General features: G+C 28.2%; 21 protein-coding genes. 2 read left to right on the plus strand and 19 right to left on the minus strand.

Annotated elements, in window-relative coordinates; genetic code table 11:
* Positions 1 to 155: 155 nt before the first annotated feature.
* The 7 genes from T514_RS0108070 to T514_RS0108100 all read right to left on the minus strand — a co-directional run bounded on the left by T514_RS0108070 (position 156) and on the right by T514_RS0108100 (position 8,355).
* Positions 156 to 1,322 carry a glycosyltransferase family 4 protein gene (locus T514_RS0108070; protein ID WP_027624320.1) on the minus strand — a complete coding sequence of 389 codons (1,167 nt, stop codon included), beginning with the start codon at positions 1,320 to 1,322 and terminating at the stop codon, positions 156 to 158.
* 182 nt (positions 1,323 to 1,504) lie between these two features.
* On the minus strand, positions 1,505 to 2,482 hold the full coding sequence (locus tag T514_RS0108075; protein ID WP_027624321.1) for a sugar ABC transporter substrate-binding protein: 978 nt from the start codon (positions 2,480 to 2,482) through the stop codon (positions 1,505 to 1,507).
* Positions 2,483 to 2,560: 78 nt separating this feature from the next.
* Positions 2,561 to 3,538 (minus strand): ABC transporter permease, encoded by a 978-nt coding sequence (locus T514_RS0108080; protein ID WP_242850571.1) that lies wholly within the window; start codon positions 3,536 to 3,538, stop codon positions 2,561 to 2,563.
* Positions 3,539 to 3,563: 25 nt separating this feature from the next.
* A complete protein-coding gene (locus T514_RS0108085; RefSeq protein ID WP_027624323.1) occupies positions 3,564 to 5,060 on the minus strand; it encodes a sugar ABC transporter ATP-binding protein in 1,497 nt (498 codons plus the stop codon).
* Positions 5,061 to 5,071: 11 nt separating this feature from the next.
* Positions 5,072 to 6,259 (minus strand): hypothetical protein, encoded by a 1,188-nt coding sequence (locus T514_RS0108090; RefSeq protein WP_027624324.1) that lies wholly within the window; start codon positions 6,257 to 6,259, stop codon positions 5,072 to 5,074.
* Positions 6,260 to 6,291: 32 nt separating this feature from the next.
* Positions 6,292 to 7,227 (minus strand): BadF/BadG/BcrA/BcrD ATPase family protein, encoded by a 936-nt coding sequence (locus T514_RS0108095; RefSeq protein WP_027624325.1) that lies wholly within the window; start codon positions 7,225 to 7,227, stop codon positions 6,292 to 6,294.
* 3 nt (positions 7,228 to 7,230) lie between these two features.
* The gene (locus tag T514_RS0108100; protein WP_027624326.1) at positions 7,231 to 8,355 is read right to left on the minus strand and encodes an ROK family protein; all 1,125 of its coding nucleotides are present in this window, start codon (positions 8,353 to 8,355) and stop codon (positions 7,231 to 7,233) included.
* Positions 8,356 to 8,939: 584 nt separating this feature from the next.
* Here T514_RS0108100 and T514_RS0108110 point away from each other — a divergent pair.
* Entirely contained in the window at positions 8,940 to 9,614 is a 675-nt protein-coding gene (locus T514_RS0108110) for a S41 family peptidase (RefSeq protein WP_027624327.1), read from the plus strand.
* An 81-nt stretch (positions 9,615 to 9,695) separates the two neighbouring features.
* On the opposite strand, the gene T514_RS0108115 is transcribed toward T514_RS0108110, so the two are convergent.
* From T514_RS0108115 to T514_RS0108160, 10 genes are all read right to left on the minus strand, one after another.
* On the minus strand, positions 9,696 to 10,400 hold the full coding sequence (locus tag T514_RS0108115) for a DUF1361 domain-containing protein (protein WP_027624328.1): 705 nt from the start codon (positions 10,398 to 10,400) through the stop codon (positions 9,696 to 9,698).
* A 12-nt stretch (positions 10,401 to 10,412) separates the two neighbouring features.
* Entirely contained in the window at positions 10,413 to 10,676 is a 264-nt protein-coding gene (locus tag T514_RS0108120) for a late competence development ComFB family protein (RefSeq protein WP_027624329.1), read from the minus strand.
* Between the two features lie 240 nt (positions 10,677 to 10,916).
* Entirely contained in the window at positions 10,917 to 11,594 is a 678-nt protein-coding gene (locus tag T514_RS0108125) for a YfgM family protein (RefSeq protein WP_027624330.1), read from the minus strand.
* A 77-nt stretch (positions 11,595 to 11,671) separates the two neighbouring features.
* Complete coding sequence (locus T514_RS0108130) at positions 11,672 to 12,367, minus strand: MgtC/SapB family protein (RefSeq protein ID WP_027624331.1); 696 nt, start codon at positions 12,365 to 12,367, stop codon at positions 11,672 to 11,674.
* A gap of 24 nt (positions 12,368 to 12,391) precedes the next feature.
* Positions 12,392 to 13,468 (minus strand): ABC transporter ATP-binding protein, encoded by a 1,077-nt coding sequence (locus tag T514_RS0108135; RefSeq protein WP_027624332.1) that lies wholly within the window; start codon positions 13,466 to 13,468, stop codon positions 12,392 to 12,394.
* Positions 13,469 to 13,488: 20 nt separating this feature from the next.
* On the minus strand, positions 13,489 to 15,192 hold the full coding sequence (locus T514_RS0108140; protein ID WP_051541924.1) for an ABC transporter permease: 1,704 nt from the start codon (positions 15,190 to 15,192) through the stop codon (positions 13,489 to 13,491).
* A gap of 53 nt (positions 15,193 to 15,245) precedes the next feature.
* Complete coding sequence (locus tag T514_RS0108145; protein WP_027624334.1) at positions 15,246 to 16,280, minus strand: ABC transporter substrate-binding protein; 1,035 nt, start codon at positions 16,278 to 16,280, stop codon at positions 15,246 to 15,248.
* 51 nt (positions 16,281 to 16,331) lie between these two features.
* Complete coding sequence (locus T514_RS0108150; protein WP_027624335.1) at positions 16,332 to 17,147, minus strand: HAD-IIA family hydrolase; 816 nt, start codon at positions 17,145 to 17,147, stop codon at positions 16,332 to 16,334.
* 305 nt (positions 17,148 to 17,452) lie between these two features.
* Positions 17,453 to 18,397 (minus strand): SPFH domain-containing protein, encoded by a 945-nt coding sequence (locus T514_RS0108155; protein WP_027624336.1) that lies wholly within the window; start codon positions 18,395 to 18,397, stop codon positions 17,453 to 17,455.
* A 13-nt stretch (positions 18,398 to 18,410) separates the two neighbouring features.
* A complete protein-coding gene (locus T514_RS0108160; protein WP_051541927.1) occupies positions 18,411 to 18,869 on the minus strand; it encodes an NfeD family protein in 459 nt (152 codons plus the stop codon).
* Between the two features lie 209 nt (positions 18,870 to 19,078).
* Between T514_RS0108160 and T514_RS0108165 the strand changes: the two genes are divergently transcribed.
* Positions 19,079 to 21,037, plus strand: coding sequence for an NAD(+) synthase (locus tag T514_RS0108165; protein WP_051541929.1), 1,959 nt, complete (start codon positions 19,079 to 19,081; stop codon positions 21,035 to 21,037).
* Positions 21,038 to 21,247: 210 nt separating this feature from the next.
* On the opposite strand, the gene T514_RS0108170 is transcribed toward T514_RS0108165, so the two are convergent.
* A complete protein-coding gene (locus tag T514_RS0108170) occupies positions 21,248 to 22,126 on the minus strand; it encodes a radical SAM/SPASM domain-containing protein (protein ID WP_027624339.1) in 879 nt (292 codons plus the stop codon).
* A gap of 390 nt (positions 22,127 to 22,516) precedes the next feature.
* Positions 22,517 to 23,035: a peptidylprolyl isomerase gene (locus T514_RS0108175; RefSeq protein ID WP_027624340.1), complete on the minus strand. Its 519-nt coding sequence runs from the start codon at positions 23,033 to 23,035 to the stop codon at positions 22,517 to 22,519.
* Between the last annotated feature and the right edge of the window lie 111 nt (positions 23,036 to 23,146).

Here is a 23,146-nt window from a genome sequence, read left to right on the forward strand (position 1 = left end):
TAATGTAATAATTACTTTATATCAAATATATTTGGTATCTTACCCAATATATTATATATGAATTAGTCTGTTGATAAAAGCTTACCAACAGACTAATTCACTTCTGATCCTACGATATTTTATTTTCTTTTAAAACTTTATATAAATCTTTTCTCCTAATCTATAATCGAAAAATATGCTTTCTCTGTAATTTTTCCAACATCATTCCATGAATACTTTTTCTTCACATCTTCCATAGACTTCTTCCTAATCTTATTACATAAATCATGATTTTCTAATGCTTCACATATATTATAAACTAGACTTTCTCTAGATCCATTTATAAATTTGAATCCATTTTCCTCATGTTGAACTATCTCTGATAGTCCTCCAGTATCAGAGGCCACTACAGGACAGCCTCCAGCCATAGCTTCTAGAGCTACTATACCAAATGGTTCATAAAGAGATGGGATTACAGTTATATTAGATACATTATACAGTTTATTTCTTTCATCCTTAGTCAAATATCCAGGAAATAGTACTTTTTCACTTAATCCCATTTGAATAACTCTTTCTTGTAGTTCATCTCGTATAGGGCCAACACCAGCTATAACAAATTTAATATTATTGAACTTATGAATTATTTCTGGAGCAGTTTCTACTAAAAGATATACACCTTTTCCAAAAACATGTTTTCCAATAAAACAAATAATTTTTTCATCTTCTTTTGCATATTTTTTCCTGAATTCCTTTTTATCAAAGTTCAGTTTAAAATCCTCAGCATTCACACCATTAGGTATAACACAAATTTTATCTGATGGAATTTTAAAAAGAGTCTGTACTTCACTTTTCATATAATTACTACAAACTATTACCCTAGAAGCTTCATAAGTAAGCAACCATTCTGTAGAAGATATATATCTTTGCATATCTGTTCTTATACCATTATTTTTACCATGTTCAGTAGAATGAATAGTGCATATCATAGGAATGTTAAATGACCATTTTAATGTCTTTGCACTAAATGCTACTAACCAATCATGAGCATGTATTATATCAAACTTTCCAAGATTTCTTATAATTCTAATCCCCTCTTCTATCATAGCAAAGTTTAGTTGCATAACCCAATTAGTAAAATCTTTCGTATCTATTTTATAAGTGCTAACTCTATGAATAAAAACTCCATTATCTTCTTCTTCTATTGGTTCTGTTCCTTCCTCACAAGTAATTATATGAATCTCATGACCTAGCTTGCTTAATTTATGTGACAAGTTATATACATGATTGGAAAGCTCTCCCTCAGTTTTCGGTGGATACTCCCAACTTAACATTAGTATTTTCATAACCAATTCCCCCTAATCTATTATCTTTTTTATTAATCATCTTAATATTTCTTTTTACCTCATGAATATTTTACCATTTTTTCAATGATTTTTCTCCACCATTTATTTATATTGAATATAAATAAAAGCTACAGTAATTTATATACTGTAGCCCTTATTTATACTTAATATTTTTGCACTAATTACCATTCACCCTTAAATGAATCTACATTTGAAGTATTTACTTCCACCTGAACTATTTCTGTTAAAGGCTCTACTTTTTCACCTTTTAAAAACTTAACAGATGTTTCTATAGCTTTAGCACCTTCTTCAACTGCTGACATATAAGTTGTTGCATCTATTGTTTTATCCTTTATAGCTTGTAATCCATCTTTACTTCCACCTAGACCTATAACTTTTACTTTATCTTTTAATCCCGCTTCTTTTAAAGCTTGTCCAGCTCCTGTAGCTGAATTATCATCTTGACAGAATATTAAATCAAATTTTGTTTTTTTCTGTATTAAATCTTCTGTTATTTTTAATGCTTGCTCTTTTTCCCAATTTGATGTTTGAGTATAGACAACTTTCATATTAGAATTTTTCTTGATTTCATTTAAGAATCCTGCTCTTCTATTTCTTTGTGGATTAGTACCAGGTCTTCCTTCTATAAGAACTATATTTCCACCCTTTTCTCCTAACATTTTCATTGCTGTCTTACCACATAAAGCCCCTGTGTTAACTTCATTTTGTCCTACATAAGAAACTAGTCCTTCATACTTTCCAGTTGGATCTGTACCAATAGCATTAGTAAATGCAAGTATTGGAACTTTTGCATCATTTGACGCTTTAACAGCTTTCTCTGCTGCTATAGCATCAACACTACACAATGCAATTAAATCAACTTTTTTAGCTATAAAATCTTCTACTTGCGACATTTGCTTGCTAGCATCCCACTGAGCATCAGCATATTCAATTTCCACTCCATTTTCCTTAGCTGCTTTTTCAATACCCTCTTTAGTAGCTACAAAATATCCTGTTGGACCAGGAAGTAATACAGCTATCTTATACTTTTTCTTTTCCCCATCTTTTGTTGTGCTAGCAGATTTTTCACCACATCCCACTAAGCTTATAAGCATAACGAAAGTAATCATTATACTTAATAACTTTGTTATTTTTTTCATTTTAACCTCTCCTTTATATATGTAATTATATAATATAAGTTAATTTAAATAACTTATAAATAAATCTAAGAATTACATTTAATTTGATGAAAGTTTCTTTCTACTATATGCATCAAAGCCCACTGCTGATAGTATAATTAGCCCTTTAAAAATATATTGAAAATAAATATTTACTCCTAATAAATTAAAACTATTATTTATTACACTCATAAACAATACACCTATAACAGTCTTAAGAACACTGCCTTCTCCTCCAGTTACGCTTGTACCACCAATAACAACAGATGCTATAGCATCCATATCATAGCCTTCACCAGCTACTGGAGTTGCAGTATTCAATCTTGCAGCCAACACAATACCTGCTAAAGCTGCTAGTACTCCATTAATTATAAAAACTTTAATTTTACATAAGTCTACATTTACACCATTCAATCTACTTGCCTCTGGATTTCCACCTACAGAATAAACGTGCCTTCCAAACTTTGTTTTAGTCAAAGCTATGTATGAAATAATGACAATTATGAAAAATATTATTATAGGGATTGGCAACTTCATAAAATAACCATTTCCTATAGCACTAAATGCAGGTATATTTTGAGAAATAGGATATCCTCCTGTAAGAAATAAAATAATTCCCCTTACTATTGTTACCATACCCATGGTAGCTATTAATGATGGAATGTTAATTTTAGCTACAAAAAATCCATTTATTGCACCTATAATTGCTCCTGCAATAATAGAGCAAATTAGTGCAATAGGTAAAGGATAACTCATAGACAAGAATTTCATAGATATAGCTCCTGAAAGAGCTGCAACTGCGCCAACAGAAATATCAAAATTTCCAGATATTATAACAAAGGTCATTCCTGCTGAAATTATACCTATTATTGATGACTGTCTCAAAAGATTTAATATATTCTTTTGAGTAAGAAAAGCTGGAGTAGAAATACTTATTATAGTACAAAGAACAATAAATCCTATAATTACTCCATAATCTTTTAAATTAATCTTCCTAAATTTGTTATTATTCTTAACTTCTTTCATTAGTTCTCCCATAAAATCCACCTTCTTCGTTATTAAACTATACATTAAGAATAGAATTCATAATATCTTTTACTCCTATATTTTTGTTTTTTAACTCTTCTACTATTTCTCCATTTCTCATTACAAGAATTCTATCTGATACTCTTATTACTTCTTCCAAATCAGAGGATATAAATATAATACCTATACCTTTCTTTGAAAAATCTTCAACAGTTTTAAATATATCTTCTTTAGCCCCTATATCTATACCTTTTGTTGGTTCATCATATATCAATAAATCCATATCTTTATTTAACCACCTAGAAACTACTACCTTTTGTTGATTACCTCCACTTAACTTTTTTACATCATCTCCAACCTTAACTATTTTTATTCCCAATTCATTCACTGCATTTTCAGCAAATGAATATTCCTTTTTTTTACTTAAAAAAGCCCCTTGTTTCATAGTATCTAGCTGAACTAAAGTAGAATTTTTGTATATAGCATGATTTAATATTAACCCTAAATTTTTTCTATCCTCAGGAATAAGACCTATTCTATTTTTTATAGCTTCTTTTGGAGAATTAATTTTTGTTTTCTTTCCATTAACATAAACTTCACCAGAATCTATTTTATCTACTCCATAAATAGCATTAACTAGCTCAGTTCTTCTTGAACCAACTAAACCCGCTATACCAACTACTTCACCTTTATATACTTTTAGTGAAATATCTTTTAATATATTTCCTCTATTTAATTTTTTTACTTCTAAAATAGGTATTTCTTTGTAAGATAAATTATTGTTTTCTTTTTTTATAGATAAATTACATTGTTCTTTACCAGTCATAATTTCTACAATTCTAGCCTTAGTTAATTCTGATGTTTTGTATGTTCCAATCATTTTACCATTCCTCATAATGCTAGTTGAATCACTTATCTTTATTATTTCTTCCAATATATGGGATATGTATATTATGGTCTTTCCAGATTTCTTTAACTTATCTATAATGTTAAATAAATTAATCTTTTCATTATCTGTAAGAGAAGTTGTAGGTTCATCCATTATAATTATGTCTGAATCACAAGAAACAGCCTTCATAATTTCTATCATTTGTTGTTTAGCAATGCTTAACTTTGAAACTTTTATATAAGGATCAATATTAAAATTAAAACTTTCACTAATTTTTTTATATTCCTTAAGCATTAATTTTTTATCCAAAAACTTAAAGTTATTTAATTTTTCTCTTCCCAAAAACATATTATCTATAACATTTAATGTAGAAATTAAACTTAATTCTTGATGTATTATACTTATTCCCATATCCTTTGCATCATTAGGTGATTTAAAGTTTACAATTTTATTATTTAAATAAAATTCTCCTTCATTAGGTTTATGTACACCACCTATTATTTTTATTAATGTAGATTTACCTGCTCCATTTGCTCCTAATAACGCTCTTACTTCCCCTCTCTGCAAGGAAAAATTAATGTCATTTAATACGGTTACTCCACCAAATCTTTTATGTATACCTTTTAAAACTAATATATTATCCATCTTTTCACCTCTTATTTTCCCAAAAGCCTTATAATTTCCTCAATATTGTCTTTATGAGCAGATAGTAAATCCCAAGATAGCACAAAACCTTTTATATTTTCATATTTAAGCATCTCTATATTTTCACAAATATAATCTGGATAAACTTTAGCAATAGGAATTATTCTATTTATTTCAATACCAGGATAGATATCTATATTTAATTTATGCTTCATATCTTCTAATTCTTTTTTAACAAAGTTTAAATTAAATTTATTTCTATCATATTCATGAATATTTAATATATCTAATAGCATCTTCTCTGAGTCATCAATATTATCTTTATAAATACTTTCACTTATTAGTTTATTGAATTCATATGGAAGTCCTGCTGGTGCTTTAGTAACTCTATACATCATTGGCTTTATGAAATCCGCTATATATTGAAGTTTAGTCATATCTTGTCCAACAAAATATGAAAGAAATGGTGCATATGTATCTATTCCTATTTTCATATTTTTATTTTTAAAGTATTCATAGAGATTCTTTAAACTTTTAAAAACAATTTCGCTTTTAACATAAAAAAAGTCTTTCCATATTTCATTTTTAAAGCTGTATTCAATTTCATCATATTTAGTTATTCCAAAAGGTATGTTATCATAGAACTTCTCATAATTAATAAATTTATTCATTTCTTCTTTAAGTTTTTTTAAATCAATTCCCATTTTTTTATATTCATTTAGGCAATTATCACAAAAACAACTAAATACTCCTTCTATTCCATTTGAAAAGGATGGATATCTTATTTTATCTAAAAACACTCCATCAAATCCCACTTCTTCAAAATTGTCTTCAAATACTTCTTTAAAACTTTCGATATTTTTATTATTAGCTGGGCAATAAAATTCAAAATTCTCTCCTTGTTTAAGGGCATAGCTCTTTATTTTTTCCCCTCTCCAATCAACTACAGGAATTGTATCTTTTAAAATTCCTATTTCTGAAAATACAGGTATCCATAAAAATAATTCTATATTTTTACTATGGAAAAATTCTTTTGTCTTTAAATAAATATCCTTATTTAAGCTCCATCCCATTATTACCTTTGTAATATTAATCTTATCTATTAAAGCCTCCAATTTATTTTCAATTTCTTCATAACTTATATTGTTTTCATTAAATCCTCCTGTGAATATTTGCACAACTACTTCCTTATTAACCATTTTGTCCTTACCCCTCTATCAAAAATTAACTTCTACATTTTACTTTCATTAAGTCTTCTCAAGGCTAAATTAATTCCACCTATAACAGGCTCCTTATTTTGCACTATGAATGTTATATCCTCTTTCTCTATTCTGTTTTTAATTTCACTACATAATTTTTTTTGAAAAAATTCATTTTTTAAAACTCCACCCGAAAGTACAATTGTTATTTTGTTATCTTCGTTGAAATTCATTTTGTTATAAATTGAATAAGTTAACCCTGATAAGTAAGAAATGGCTTTATTAATAACTATGTTTGAAAGCTTTTCTCCATCCTCTCCACATTTAAGTATAATAGGAGCTAACTCGGCTATTTCATAATAATTAGTTATACTTGTTATATGTAGTGGCATATCTTTATAATCTGATATATTATAAAAACTTTTTATTTTATCAAAAACTTCATAATGATCATAGCAATCATCACAATATAAAAGTAATCTTTTAACAACTTCATTACTAATCCAATATCCAGAACCTAAATCACTAAAATTATATCCCCAACCGCCAGCTCTTACTATATTCTCCATACTATCTATGCCTAAGACTATAGATCCTGTCCCTGATATTATAACTATGCCTGGTTCTTTTCCCTCAGTAAAATATGCTAATACTCCATCATTACACAAGTATACTTTCTTTATATCAATACCAAGTCTAAGAATAATGTCTGCAAGTATTTCATAATCCTTACGAGAATCACAACCAGCAAACCCAAAAGTATAGTACTCAATTTCTTCTACTTTTATGTTTAACGTTAACATCAATTGGTTAAATCCATCCCTTAAATTATTATAAGTTTCTTCTACGCCAATGGATTTATAATTAGTGCAGCCAATATAAAACATTTCACTACTTTTTTTACTTAAATCACTTATAGCTAAAACAGTTTTAGTTCCGCCTCCATCTACTGAAACTACATACTTCATAACCTAAACTCCCTTAATATTTAGTAATGTAAAATTTGAAATTGTACATGACAAGCACATATTAATTACTCCCATTAAACTTGGTTCATCAGAATCTTCTATAATAATAAATTTAGGTATATTACATGTATAAATATATTTTCCTATTTCTTTTTTAATTTCTATTATCAATAATTCATCAATCATGTCTCCATTAATAGCTATAATTTGTGGATTAATAAGACATATTATATTAATAAATGCATTTGCCATGTTTTTTATTAAAAGTTCCTTCAACTTTAAAAAATCTTCATTATTATTTTTTTTCTTTATAGCACAAATAGCATTACACACAATTGATTCAAAATTTCCCATTGTTATCATCTTAGAATCATTATATTTTATATAGTCTTCTGTATATATATAGCTTAATTCTCCTGCAAAGTTACTCCAACCTTTATGAAGCTTTCCATTAATTATTATCCCTGAACCAATACCTTTTCCAATATATACATAAACCATATCATTGCATTCTTCTTTTAGGTTATTGTAATATACACCTAAAGTTGTTAGTTTAACGTCATTTTCAACAAATATCGGCATATCATACTTATTCTCTAGTATTTCCTTTAAATTAATTCCTTCCCACTCTGGTATATTAGGTATATTAGAAACATACCCTTCTCCATTTACTACACCAGGAACACCAATGCCTACTGCCTTAATCTCATGTTTTTTTTCACAAATATCTATTAAATAATCTATTGCCTTAAAAGTATCTTCTAAGGCTAATTGTTTAGTATCTAATTTTATGGGCATTTTACATCTATGTTTTATTTCCCCTGAAACATTTGAAATTGCACAAATATAATAATTATCTTTGAAATTAAGTGCTAGCACATATCCTATATCTCCATTAATCTCATATAATTGGGCCCTTCTACCTCCAGTTGAAATTCCTACTCCAGCACAATTTACAACTTTATCATTAGCTAGTACATCAACTAACTTATTTACTGTTGCCAAACTCAATTTTGTTATTCTAGCAATTTCAGGTTTTGAAATTGGTCCATTATTTTTAATAACATCTTTTATTAAATCAACATTTAATTTTTTTATAGTTTGTGGCTGACCAATATATCTATTCATCTTTTTTCATCCTTTTTCTAGTAAAACATACTTTATAAACTTTATTTATTAAGTCCATATATTTATTCTCTATAAACTCACAAATTCCTTCTACATATTTTATTTTTTTCAAAATTATAGTTTTATTACTGTATTTATGTAAACAATCCGCTCACATCTGTACTAAAAAATTTATATTCAATTATTTTATTATGTTTTACTTTCTTAAGTATCCTTGCCTACAATAAAATAAAAATAAATAATTGGATAAAAGATATAGATTATTTAGTTCTTCAATTAAATAAAACCCATCAAAATCATATCCTATCAATCTTTGGTGGTTTGGTAATGATTTAAGAGTTATAGGTATAGATAAAAAATATGATCAAGTTCTGGGATGTAAATTACTAAGGATAAATAGTATAGATATAAATGAAGTAATTAATGAAATAAACATCTTAATTTCTCATGAAAATAATCAATGGTTAAGAGCTATAAACTGTAATTATGTTTCAAATCCACAGATATTAAAATATTTTAATATAATAAATAATGACAAGGTTCAATTTACCTTTGAAGATTCTTCTAATAAAATTTTCTCCATAATGATTACTCCAGAAAAAATAGATAATGAGGACATATTAACAATATCAGATTTAAGACATGAACAACCTATATCAAAGCAGAAGCCCCAAGATCAATCTTTATACTACTGGTATAAATACATTCCTGAAGATAAAATATTATATTTTCAATACAATACATGTATGGATAAAGAAGGGGCCAAAAAAGCTGGATATAAAAACTATGATGACTTTGACTTTTCTGGATTTTCAAATAAATTTATGAATGCAGTATATGATAATGATTTTAATAAACTTATAGTTGATTTAAGAAATAACACTGGTGGAAATTCTTCTTTACTTTCAAATTTACTTGGCTATCTACCCAAAGATAAAATAGTAAATAAAAATGTATATATTTTAATTAGTAGAAATACTTTTTCAGCAGGTGTTTTAGCCATACTAACTCTTAAAAGTTGTTTTCCTCAATCAGTCATAATTGGTGAGGAAACAGGGGGGAATTTAAATACTTACGGAGATATTAAATCTTTTACTCTTCTTAATTGTAAAGCTAATTTAATTTGTTCTACTAAAGAATTTAGATTTTTAGATAATCTGAAAGGAGGACTAATTCCACAGATAACCATAGAACAATCCTTTAAGGATTATGAAAATGGTGTAGATCCTATTTATGACTTTGTTAGAAATTCTAAATAACATAATATAAAAGAGTATTGAAATTTTTACATTTCAATACTCTTTCATATTTAGAATATTTTCGCTGTAATTATCAACTTTTTACCCTACATCTATAATAAAATAATTTATTAAATATAGTGTAAAGCTAAAAATCCCAAATACCATTGTATAATATAGTGATTGATTATTTATATGACTTATTAATATTACAATAAAATTTTTAGGATTAACTATTACATCCCAACTATTCCATCGTATAAACCTTCCTAAATATATTGCAAAACCACTAAGTATATTAACTACTACAACAAATATCCAAGAAAAAAACTTATTAGAATGTTTTCTTATCAAATTTTGATTTAAATATAGAGATAAAAAACCAACTATATAACCAAGCCAAACTCCTATACCTATATTTATAAAGTCAAACCAAATACTAAAATCTTTATTATAAATAACTCTAGGAACATTTGAATATGGTTTATAATTAGGATTTGAAAAATAATATTTATTAGTTGAAAGATGAATATAATCTGTAGTTATATATGGAGAATTCGGATAAAATATTAACCATATTATACCTAGTGCAAATATAATAATTTTGTTACTTTTCTTTTTGCCTCCCTTATAACTTAAGTTATAAATTAAAATGGCTATTTCTAAAGGAATCCATGCTAAAATAACATTCCAAATCATATATATTTGCTTTAAATTCCCACCAAATAAAATCCAAATAAAATATAATAAAGTTATTATCATAAGATAATTTTTTATTCTTTTTATCTTATCAATACATTTACTCACATATTCCTCCTATTAAATATGCCTAGGACTCTTACATACTATTTCTATAGCTTCTGTTATTACTTTTATTGTATCCGCTCTAAATTGAGTATTTAACTCCTTTACCTTTGCATAAATATTACCTTTTTCTGTAGCTACGTATAAAGGTTTTAAGTTATTTAATGATAAAGCTTTTATATCCCGAATACATCTTTCACATTTGCATATGTTATCATACTTATCCAAAACTGTCGGTAAAAGAAACTCTACAACCTCTTCCATATAATTCTTCAACATTTATTTGCCTCCTATTTTATGCAGCATACTTACAAAAATTAATACTTTTATATCGAATGTATAATGTATAAAGAAGAATAGTTGAGGGTTATAGAAATCTTAATTTCATAACAAAATAAGATTTAATTAAATGCTTTTCTTATAAGAAAAGCTTCCTTTACCCCCAACTTTCTATTCTTAATTTTTACTTTTTTCTAATATTAATGGAGAAAAACTCTCTTTATTTATAATCTTAAAATTTTATTTTAAAGGAACTAATGAGTTTGATACTATATCCAATTCATATGCATTTCCTGTATTCTTATCTACATAATACCAACCAATTGTAGTTATATGATCTGGATGAGCTTCAAATGCTTGTATTACATAGTATTGAACTCCTTTTTTAGTCTCATCATGATCATATCTAAAATTTATATTAGTATCACTTTTTACATACTTTTTAACTATATCACAGGCACTATCTGGAGTTATAGTTTTGCTAGATTTATTTTCATCTTCTTTATTATTCTTTTTATCTAAAGCTTCGTATACCTTTCTACATTCTTCGATCTTTTTCTTAGCCTCTTCGTAAATTTTATCATCTTCTTTAGTTATTTTTTCAAATTCATTTATAGCCTCTAGATATTTTTTTTCATCCATTAATTTAACACCGTGATTATATATTACACTTGCTTCTTTAAGTTTTTTTGCTACTTCAATACTATTCTTTACTTTATCATCATTTTTATATGAAAGACTTTCTTGAAGCAATTCCAATGACTCATCATATTTACCTTTTTCCATGTACTCATTAGCAGTTTTAATAAGTCTATTATAGGTCTGAACACTCCTGTACCTATAAATACATAATCCTCCCAAAATAGTTGACATTACTACAATAATTATTATTAAAATTCTTCTATTTATATTATTCATAATCTCAAAATAAATATAGAGTATACACTTCTATACTTATTTTCCTCCTCTCAATCTTTAATTATTTATATATCAAATTAAACTATATCTATTTTAATAACTTCTTCCTTTCTTGTTAACTCTTCTATTATTATTTCCTTATTCATACACCTAGGTATTACTACAGTATATAAACTACTTATATATTGATCTTTTTCATCTTCGTCTAAAAATTCTATATTTTTTATTTTTATATTTTTCTGTTTAAAGTAATCATCCAAATTATGTGCCACTTTTGCTTCATCTTTATAATCTATTTGAAATTGTACGGAATTAAGCCTTGCTCTAAATTTTTCTTCTAATTTTTTTAAAGATACAAGTACTATTACCACATTTATAGCTGAAAGAATGCTTAGATAATAATATCCTCTACCTACAGCTAACCCAATACAACCTACTATCCAAATGCTTGCCGCTGTAGTAAGACCTTTTACTGAACCCTTTTCATGAATAATAGTACCTGCTCCTAAAAAACCTATACCACTTACAACCTGAGCTCCTAATCTCCCTATATCAGATTTTACAGCCGGTGCCAATTCATTATTAGCTTTTATCATAGCTGCTACGTATTCCATATCAAATGTCTGTATCATAGATATTACTGTAGCACCAAGGCAAACCAAAATATGGGTTCTAAATCCCGCTGGTCTATTTTTATTTTCCCTCTCATACCCTATAATACCACCTATTAATATAGAAATCATTATCCTAAGTAGTATTTCCCATACTTTCACATTGTAACACCCCCTTAGTCCATACTATGTTGTTATTTTAATATCTGAACACTGCCCATTATCTTTAAATAAAATAATTTTATTTAAAGTAAGACTAATTTCCTCTCCTTCTTTGAAATTTGAATCTATATCTGCTCTTATAATAGCTCTTATGACTTTTTTATTTACGTTTATTCTATAATCTACTGTGTCTCCTAAATAAAATTTTCCTATTATATTTCCCTTAATATCTCCCTTCTCTTTGTTTAACGAGATGTTTTCTGGTCTTACTGCTAATATAACATTGTCATTTATAACACTATGATATTTTATATTACATTCTAGTTCAGTTAATTGAACCTCTTCACAGTTTGATATTCCCTTAATAAAGTTAACTTTTCCAATAAAATCTGCCACGAATTCATTAGCTGGTTTTTCATATATATTATTTGGAACATCCACTTGCTGAATTATTCCCTTATTCATAACTATAATTCTATCAGACATTGCCATAGCTTCTGCTTGATCATGAGTTACATATATAACAGTCATATTAAGCTTTTTTTGAATTTCTTTTATTTCAAATCTCATGCTTTCCCTTAATTTAGCATCTAAATTACTTAATGGCTCATCTAATAGTAATAATTCAGGCTCTCCAACTAATGATCTACCTAATGCTACTCTTTGCTGTTGTCCTCCTGAAAGCTGGCTAGGAAATCTATCTGCGTATTGATCTAAATGAACTGTTTCTAAAGCCTTGTTTACTTTCTTTTTAATTTCATATTTAGGTATTTTCTTAATTTTTAATGGATATGCTACATTATCAAATACATTCATATGGGGCCATACTGCATAGGATTGAAATACCATTCCAATACCTCTTTTTTCAGGTGGTACAAAGACTTTATTCTTATCTGAACTTACTACACTATTTCCAATATATATTTCTCCTTCACTAGCTTTTTCAAATCCTGCAATCATTCTAAGCATAGTTGTCTTTCCACAACCAGAAGGACCAAGTATAGATACAAATTCCCCATCTCTTATTATTTCGTTAAAACAATTTACTGCTTTAACTTCTCCAAACTGTTTAGTTACGTTTACTATTTTTACTTGTGACATATTAATTCTCCTTTCATCTATTAAATTCCTATATCTCCCTTTGAAAGCTTACGAATTATTGCATTTCCTCCAAGCACTACTATTAAAACAAGAACTGATAATACTGATGCACTTTGAGGATCTGCATAAGTTTGAAGTTCATATAAAAGCACACCTATATTTTTTGTTTTGGCTCCATAAAGAAGGATAGACATAGATAACTCATAAAAACAAGGCATAAATATTAAAAACCATCCTGCAACTATGGAAGGAGATATTAATGGAAGTAAAATATCTTTGAAAGATCTAATCCAACTGGCACCTGAATTTAATGCAGCCTCTTCTAGTGAGGAATGTACTTGTGTTAGTGACGCAGATATAGTTCTCATAGACATTAATAGATATTTTATAATATAAGCCACAATTAATATAGTCATAGTTGAATACATGTTTATACCAAATCTTCCTGAGAAGGTCATAATTAAAGCCAGAGCTATAACCACACTAGGAGTGGATGAACCTATAGTTACTAAAAAGTCAGGTATTTTTCTTCCTTTAGCTTCTGTCTTTACTAATAAATATGAAAGGAACATAGAAATAATAGTACCTACAGTTGCAGCAATAACAGCTAATATTAAACTATTCTTAAAAGCCTCCAAATAAGCTGGATTCTTTAAAGCCTCAATCCAATTATTAACAGTTAAATTAGATAAAGTTATAGGTTTTGATAAAGATTTTATTAGAGAAGTTATGAATATTGATCCCATTGGTAAGAATACAGATATTATAGAATATATAATTACTAAAACAGTAATTGGCCATTTCCATTTCCCTAGATCTACTAAGTTAGGCCTTGTACTTTTACCTGATATGGTTACATATTCCTTTTTCCCTAATACCATTGTAGTTAAGAATAAAATTATATTTGAAGTAATCATCAAAGATACTGCTAAAGCAGTAGCTTCAGATATTCCTTTACTATTTCCCATATATACATAAGTTACTATTCTTGTAGTTAATACTTCAATTTTTGCAGGCATTCCAATAATAGATGGAATACCAAATGCAGAAGCCACAGATATAAATACCAAAAGTCCTCCAGCTAAAATACTTGGATACATTAATGGCAAAGTTACATCCCTTACAGTTCTAAGTGGAGATGAACCTGATACTCTTGCAGCCTCCTCTAAAGTTGGATCCATCTTTTCTAGTGCACGTGAAATAGTTATAAATGCATAAGGACAATAAAATAATGTAAATACCCACACCAAGCCTCCTACTCCATATATATCAAAAGGAGTCTTAGATAATTTAAATATCTTCATTAAGGCAATATTTAAATATCCAACCTTAGGATTTAATAGCTGTGCCCAAGCTATTGCTCCTACATAAGGCGGAATCATATATGTTGTAACAAAAAGAGTTCTAAAAAAATTTTTCCCTGGCAAATTAGTTCTTCCAACAAGCCAAGCTAGCGGAAATGCTATTATAATACTTAATATCATAACATAAAATGATATTTTAAATGTATTAATAAAAGCATTCCAATTTACAGCTTTAGAATATACAGATGAATAATTCCCTAGTTTTAGGGTGTTTTCAACAAAAAAACTTTTTATTATTAAATATAACATTGGAAGCACTTCAAATAATACTAGAAGTAATATAGCTAACAGTATTATTATCCATTTAACATCTATCCTAAATGATTCTTTTTCCGCCTTTAGATTAGGTACAGTTTGCATATTTAAATCCTCCTTTTAAATAAGGGTGAAGCAACCTTCACCCTTAAATAATCTTATTCTAATACTGTACTTCTAAATTTCTCTTTAACTTTTTCATTTTCCTTATTTAGCTTATTCCAATCTATTTTCATAGCCTTATCATAAAAAGTTTTTAATTCTGGTGCACCCTTTGGAGGATTTACATCTCCACGTACTGAATGCATCCACCCCTTAACTATAGCTTCTTGTCCTTCCTTAGATAACCACCAATCTTCTATAGCCTTTGCCGCTTCTGGATTAGGACCATCCTTCAAAATGGCTATAGGACTTGGAATAACTATAGTACCATCCTCAGGATATACAACCTTTAAAGGTTCTCCTTTTGCTGCAAGTTTTAATATGTTTTCTTCAAGAATCATTCCTGCTAAATATTCACCTGTAACTATCTTATTTTGTACAGCAGAGTTTCCTTCATCTACTTTCAACCCATTTTTCTTTAACTTATCAAAGTAGTCCCATCCATATTTATCTGATAAAACTGCTGCTGCTACATAAGCTGTACCTGATAAAAGAGGATTTGGCATACCTATTTTTCCATTCCATTTTGGATTTAATAAATCCTTAAAAGATTTTGGGGCTTCCTCAGGTTTAACCTTATCAGTGTTATAAGCTATTATCATATTTGAAACTCTAACGCCTGTCCAATAGCCTTCTTCATCTTTATTTAATTTAATATCTTTACGATTAGGAGCATCATATTTTAAAAGTAAATCTTTTTCTTTTAAGGATAGATAATAGGATGGATCTGCTACCATAAGTAAATCTGCCTGAATTTTTTTTGCTTCAATTTCTCCAGCCATCTTAGTCATTACTTTTTCTGTACCACCTTGAAACCATTGAATTTCTAGATCTGGAAATTGTTTATTTAAGGCTGGTTTAACGGTTTCAATAATGTCTGGATAGATAGAAGTATATATCATAACCTTTCCTTTTGGTCCCTTTGCTGATGAAGATGTGCCTTGATCCTTATTTCCACATCCCATAGCAAAGGTTGATAATAATGATGTGGCTAAAAAAACAGTTAATATTTTTTTTATGCCTTTTTTCATTTTACAGCCCCCTTTTTTAATTTAAAAATATATAAAGGATTAATATCCTTTCTAACAAATTTTTAAATTTAAATTAGATATGCTATTACCAAGATCCTTTATAGATGAAAATACATAATCTGCCTTAATATTTGACTTTTTATACATTTCTTCTGAAGTTTCCCCCGTAAACACAAGAATAGATGTTATTCCTGAATTTACTCCTGTAGCAATATCTGTATATAATCTATCCCCCACAATAGCTAGTTCTTCTTTATTTATTCTGTACTTTTGCATAACCGAATCTATTATATACTTATAAGGTTTTCCTATAATTAAAGGAAGCCTACCTGTGGCTGCTTCAAATAGTTTTATCATTGCTCCTGTATCAGGCATGTATTTTTTATTCTCGATAGGACAATTAAAATCTGGATGTGTAGCTATGTATGGTATTCCTTCTCTTATTAAATCACAAGCTATCCATATCTTTTCATAGGTTAAAGTAGTGTCAAATCCAAGTACTACATAATCTGGAGTTTCACTTCTATCCTTTATTACGGTAAAGCCATTTTGCATAAATTCCTCTTCTAAAGAAGGAGTACCCATTAGAAATATTTTAGCATTGCTTTTTTTATTTTTTAAATATATAACCGCAGCTTCTCCTGAAGTAAATACTTTTTCTTCGCATATATTACATCCCAATTTACTCAATTTTTGTTTATAAGTAAATTTATTTTTAGAGGAATTATTAGTTAAAAATACAAAATCCCTGTTAGTATCTTTTAATATCTGCAGAAATTCTAATGCACCAGGTATTAACTTATTCCCTAAGTAAAATGTTCCGTCCATATCTAAAAGAAAAAACCTAACATCTAATAAATTTTTCATAGTTCTCCATCCTATAATAAAATTACTGTTAGTTTAATATATTCTATAACTAAGGTTATTATTTATGTTTTATTATGACTATAAAGCAATGAATAATTATAAATTTATTACATTTTTTCTATATTTTAATTTTACCATATTGGTAAATATAGTCAATCAATTACTCTAAAAGTGGGATCACTTTTTTCAGAGGACAGAATACAGATTATGAAGGCCTTTCTTCCGTTAACACTACAGAAAAATTTTAAAATATTAAATAAAAAAAGAAAAAGTATGTCTTTTTAGAACACACTTTTTCTAAACTATTAAGCTTTATTTTTATTTAACAAATCTCCTACAGCAGCTATACTACCAAAAGAAGATAAAGTTTCATTTGGAAGTATAAGTTTGTTAGCAGGATTTTTAGCCATTTCTTGTAAAGCTTCTACTTGTTTTAAAGCTATAATTGTTTCATTTGTTCCAGAATCAAGTATGGCTTTATTAACCATCTCAATTGCTCTAGCTTGAGCTTTTGCTACAGCTTCTATAGCTTCAGCTTTACCATCAGCCTCAAGCACCTGTGATTGTCTTAATCCTTCAGCATGTCTTATATTAGCTTCTTTTTCTGCTTCTGCTTGAAGTATTTTAGCCTGCTTTTCACCCTCTGCTCTTGCAATATCTGATTGTTTTTGTCCCTCTGCTTGAAGTATTGCAGCTCTCTTATCTCTTTCTGCTCTCATTTGCTTTTCCATGGCTTGTTGTATTTCTGCTGGTGGAATAATATTTTTAATTTCAACAGAAAGAATTTTTATTCCATAAGCATCAGTAATTTGGTCTACTACCTCTAAAAGTTCATTGTTTATCTTATCTCTCCCTGATAGTACTTCATCCAAAGTCATATTACCTACTATATTTCTCATATTAGTTATTGTTGAGTACACTATACCTGATTTATAATTTTCAATATTATAAACCGCATCTTTAGAATTCATTACTTTATAGAATATAACATTGTCTATAGAAATTTTAACATTATCCTTAGTAATAACACTTTGAGGCTCTATATCCAATATCTGCTGCTTTGTTGAGACCTTTTTTCTTACAAAATCAGCAAAAGGAATAGTAAAGTGCCACCCTGGTTCCAATATTCTAAAGAATTGTCCAAATCTTTCTAGGATGTACACATATCCTGTATTAACTACTTTTATAGATGATAAAATTGCTGCTAATAATATTACAAGAATTGCCATTAATAATATTTTACCTACCATAATTAATTCCTCCTTAAATTTTCCTTACCAATAATTTATTACCTTCAATGCCAATAATTTTGGCCTTGTCTCCCTTTTTCATTACGTCACCCTGATTTTTTATAGTCCAGTATATACCATCAAGTTTTATCATAGTTTTTTCTATCACTTCATCGTCTATTATTATTTCCCTGCCAATATATCCCTCTTCCATAGTTGGAGTTCTTGACACGGTTTTATTTAATGTTTCTTTAGCCAATGGATATCCTATGCCCATAAATAAAGCACTAACACCTACAAATGTAATTAATTGTACTGTAAATGAATAGTTTAAAATTAGTGCTATTAGCGATGCTAAACATCCAATAGTAAACCACACAAAAAGTAAGTTACTGGTTATCAAGTCAATAGCTATACCTGCTATTCCTATTGCTACCCATAGTAGTATTGAGGCTGTAGTCCCTATGATAACCCCCTCCCTTCTAAAATACATAATCTAGTAAAAAATGTTTAATTATTTTAAAATTTTTAGTCATTGTTTAATATCATTATACACTATTTTCATAGAATTTTACACAGCTTCATCAATTTTATAAGATAGATTTAAGTATTAATATAGTTAATTGACAATTAACTTTTGTTAATTCATAATAGTTTTGTAAAACATATATAAATGTGAAATAATAATCGGAGGTATATTATATGGAAAACTTAGCAAAATCAAATAATTATATTCCTTATAAAGACTTTATAAATGTAGCTGCTGCTTGTCCTGTAACCAATGTATGTGATATAGATTTTAATTTAAAGAATATAAAGGAATGTATACAAAATTCATTAAATAAAGATGTAAAAATGATAGTTTTTCCTGAACTTTGTATCACCTCCTATACTTGCGGAGATATTTTTTTGAACAAACAACTTCTAAATCTTTCTTTAAAAGCTCTAGAAAATTTATGTAACTATTTAAAAGGTAAAGATATACTAGTTGCAGTTGGTGCCCCTTTAGTATATAGTGATCTTTTATACAACTGTGCTTTTATAATATATGATGGAAAGATACTAGGTATAGTTCCTAAAAGTTATATACCAAACTATACTGAATTCTATGAAAAAAGATGGTTCACAGAAGGCTTAGATGTGACAGATAAATATGTAAACTTATATTTTCAAAATAATGTTCCATTTGGCGTAGATTTATTATTCAAAAGTGGAAATTTTAAATTTGCCTTTGAAATTTGTGAGGACATGTGGGTAACTATTCCACCTAGTTCTTATTTAAGCTTAAAAGGAGCTAATATTATTGGAAATCTTTCAGCCTCAAACGAAATCGTAAGCAAAGCTATATATAGAAAAGATTTAGTAAAATCTCAAAGTGCTCGATGTATGGCTGCATACATATATGCTTCTTCTGGAATATTTGAATCTTCTACAGATTTACTATTTAGTGGACATTTACTTATCTCAGAAAATGGTACTATACTAGAAGAAAACCAAAGATTTCAAAGATATAATGAAATAATAACTTATTCTATAGATGTAGAAAAGTTAAATAGAGATAGATTAAAAAATGTAAGCTATAGAGACAACTCAAAATTTTGTCCTTTTAAAATACGTGAAATAGAATTTCAATTTAAAAACTTTAACAATTTTACATTTAATAGATTTATTGATAAACATCCTTTTGTACCTGGCAACGATAGCGAGAGAGAGACTAGATGTAAAGAAATATTTAATATACAAAGTTCAGCATTAGCTAAAAGAATTTCTCACACGGGACTAAAAAAAGCTGTTATAGGTATATCTGGAGGACTTGATTCTACTTTAGCACTACTTGTTACTGTAAAAACCTTTGATATGCTTAATATTGATAGAAAAAATATAGTAACTATAACTATGCCGGGCTTTGGAACAACAGATAGAACTTACAATAATGCAATAAATCTATGTAAAAATTTAAGTACAGATCTAAGAGAAATAAATATAGTAGATTCCTGCCTCCAACATTTCAAAGATATAGGTCATGACCCTAAAATTCATGATGTAACCTATGAAAATGTTCAAGCAAGAGAAAGAACTCAAATTCTCATGGATATTGCTAATAAGGAAGGTGCCCTTGTTATAGGAACTGGTGATTTATCTGAATTAGCCTTAGGATGGTGTACTTATAATGGAGATCATATGTCTATGTATTCCGTAAACTGTTCTATACCAAAAACTTTAGTTAGATATTTAGTAAGATATGTAGCAGAAAACCAAATAGATAAAGTAACTTCCGATATACTTTTAGATATTTTAGATACCCCTGTAAGCCCAGAGCTTCTTCCTAAAGATAAAGAAGGTAACATAACTCAAAAAACTGAAGATATAGTAGGACCTTATGAACTTCATGACTTTTTCCTATATTATTTTGTAAAAGGTACTGCTCCTGATAAAATTTTATTTCTTGGATGTAAAGCCTTTAAAGGAATTTACGATGAAGATATCATAAAGAAATGGCTAACTACATTTATTAGAAGATTTTTCTCACAACAATTTAAACGTTCAGCCATCCCTGATGGACCAAAAGTAGGTACCATAAGTCTTTCTCCTCGTGGAGACTTAAGAATGCCTTCTGATGCTAGCTGTAAGCTATTTTTACAGAGCATAGAACTTAAATAGGAACTTATAAAAATTTTCTACATTAATATTAAGAACAATTAAATAAAAAACTTTTCCTTTTAAAAAAGCACTAAATTAAATTTTAGCTTACCCTGTGGGTAAGCTTTCCTCATCTATTATTTAAAAAGGCTTTTTCAATTCTTCAATTTCCACTCTCAACTCTTAATTTAAAAATTCAGCTCTTATTCTTTTAATAAGTTTCTCACTTTTTTACACTCCAAATCTTTTTCTATATCCACACTTTCTACATAATTCCTCCACTGCTTCTCTCCTAGAAAATCCATTTAAAATATTATTAGCTCTATTGCTTTCTAATATTTGAGAAAAAGGGGTAGTATTTATATTTCCTAAGTTAATTACTCCCTCTCCATCTAGGCAACAAGGTACTACAGTTCCATCTACTAACACAGCTACTTGATTTCTAAGCCCATAACAAAAACCTTTTCCATCATCTTCTGCTTCTTTTAAATCCGGCCATTGAAATTCATAATCCTGATTTAAATATACTCTATCAGAAATTTTAATCCCTCCGCCAACAATGACCTTTTCTTCAATTTTATAGTTTAATTTAAATTCTTTTTCAATTGCCTCCAATAATTCATAATTTTTTTTCTTTCCAAAGCTTATTTCATTATCTTTATCTATATTCCATAACCTTAAAGCTATTATAATATTGGTATTATCAATAGCTTTCTTTGCAAATGAAAGAATGTTATTAATATATTTATCCTTATTTCTTGAACCTTCATTTCCATCAAAGCTATGTAATGAAAAGTTAATCTGCCTTAATGCTGGTTTCATAATTATTTTATCTTCAACTTTATTTATCAAAGTTCCATTTGTAGTTATATTAACCTTAAAACCTTTTTCATAGCTTAGATCTAGAAATTTATCTATTTCTGGATGAACAAAAGGCTCTCCTTTTACATGAAAATATATATAATCTGTATATGGCTTTATTTGATCTAATATGTTACTAAAATTCTCCACCTTCATAAACTCAGGTTGCCTTTTTGTTTGTGGGCAAAAGCTACAGGCAAGATTACATACATTTGTAATCTCTATATAAAACTTTTTAAATCTTTTCATTAGTTTATACTCCAATCTTATCTTTACTTCTTACTCTTACGTTACAACTATAATACCTGTGACCTATGCAAAAATCAACTATAAAAAATTGAGAGTTGAGAGTGAAGGTTTCCTTATTTTTTATTTGTTTTATAAATTCCCATAGAATAAATATAAGGGGCTATTGACAATTGTCAGCAGCCCCTTAACATCAAAATTTTTTATGCAATAAACAGAGTTCTAAGCTTCAGAAGGAGTTTTTACTCGCACTGAAGCTTAGAAATCGTTATCCAGGGACGTAGCCGCTCTTTACTCCCACTTTAAAAAAGATGGGAGTATTAGAGCGGATAGTCATCGGATAAAAAATTTTTTCCTTTATTCTTCATTCTCCACTATTCACTCTTCACTTCATTAAATAGTTTCTGGTTCCTTATATTCAGTTCCAAAAGTTTCTACTGTTACTTCTTTCATTACCTGTGGTTCTAATGGTTTATCTGAAAAATCTGTTGAAACAGATACTATTTTCATAGCTACATCTAATCCTTCTGTTATCTTACCAAATGCTGCATACTGTCCATCCAAATGAGGAGCATCCCCTACCATAACAAAAAATTGGCTACCAGCTGAATTAGGGCTCATAGATCTTGCCATGGATAAAACTCCTTCAGTATGCTTTAAATCATTTTTAAATCCATTAGATCTAAATTCCCCCTTTATAGAATAACCAGGTCCTCCAACTCCAGTTCCTTCTGGACATCCACCTTGAATAACAAAACCTGGAATTACTCTATGAAAAGTTAATCCATTATAAAAACCTTTTTTTATTAAACTTATAAAATTATTAACTGTATTTGGAGCAACTTCAGGATATAATTCTCCCTTCATTACATCCCCATTTTCCATAATTATAGTAACTATTGGATTCTGCATAATCATCTCTCCTTTTCTTGTAATACAAAGCTAATTATATTATTTGTAGTTATAATTTACAATAAAAATATCATTTATATTTTGCTATATAAAAACTATTTTATTCTCTAA

The sequence above is a fragment of the Clostridium lundense DSM 17049 genome (assembly GCF_000619945.1).
GTDB lineage: Bacteria > Bacillota > Clostridia > Clostridiales > Clostridiaceae > Clostridium_AO > Clostridium_AO lundense.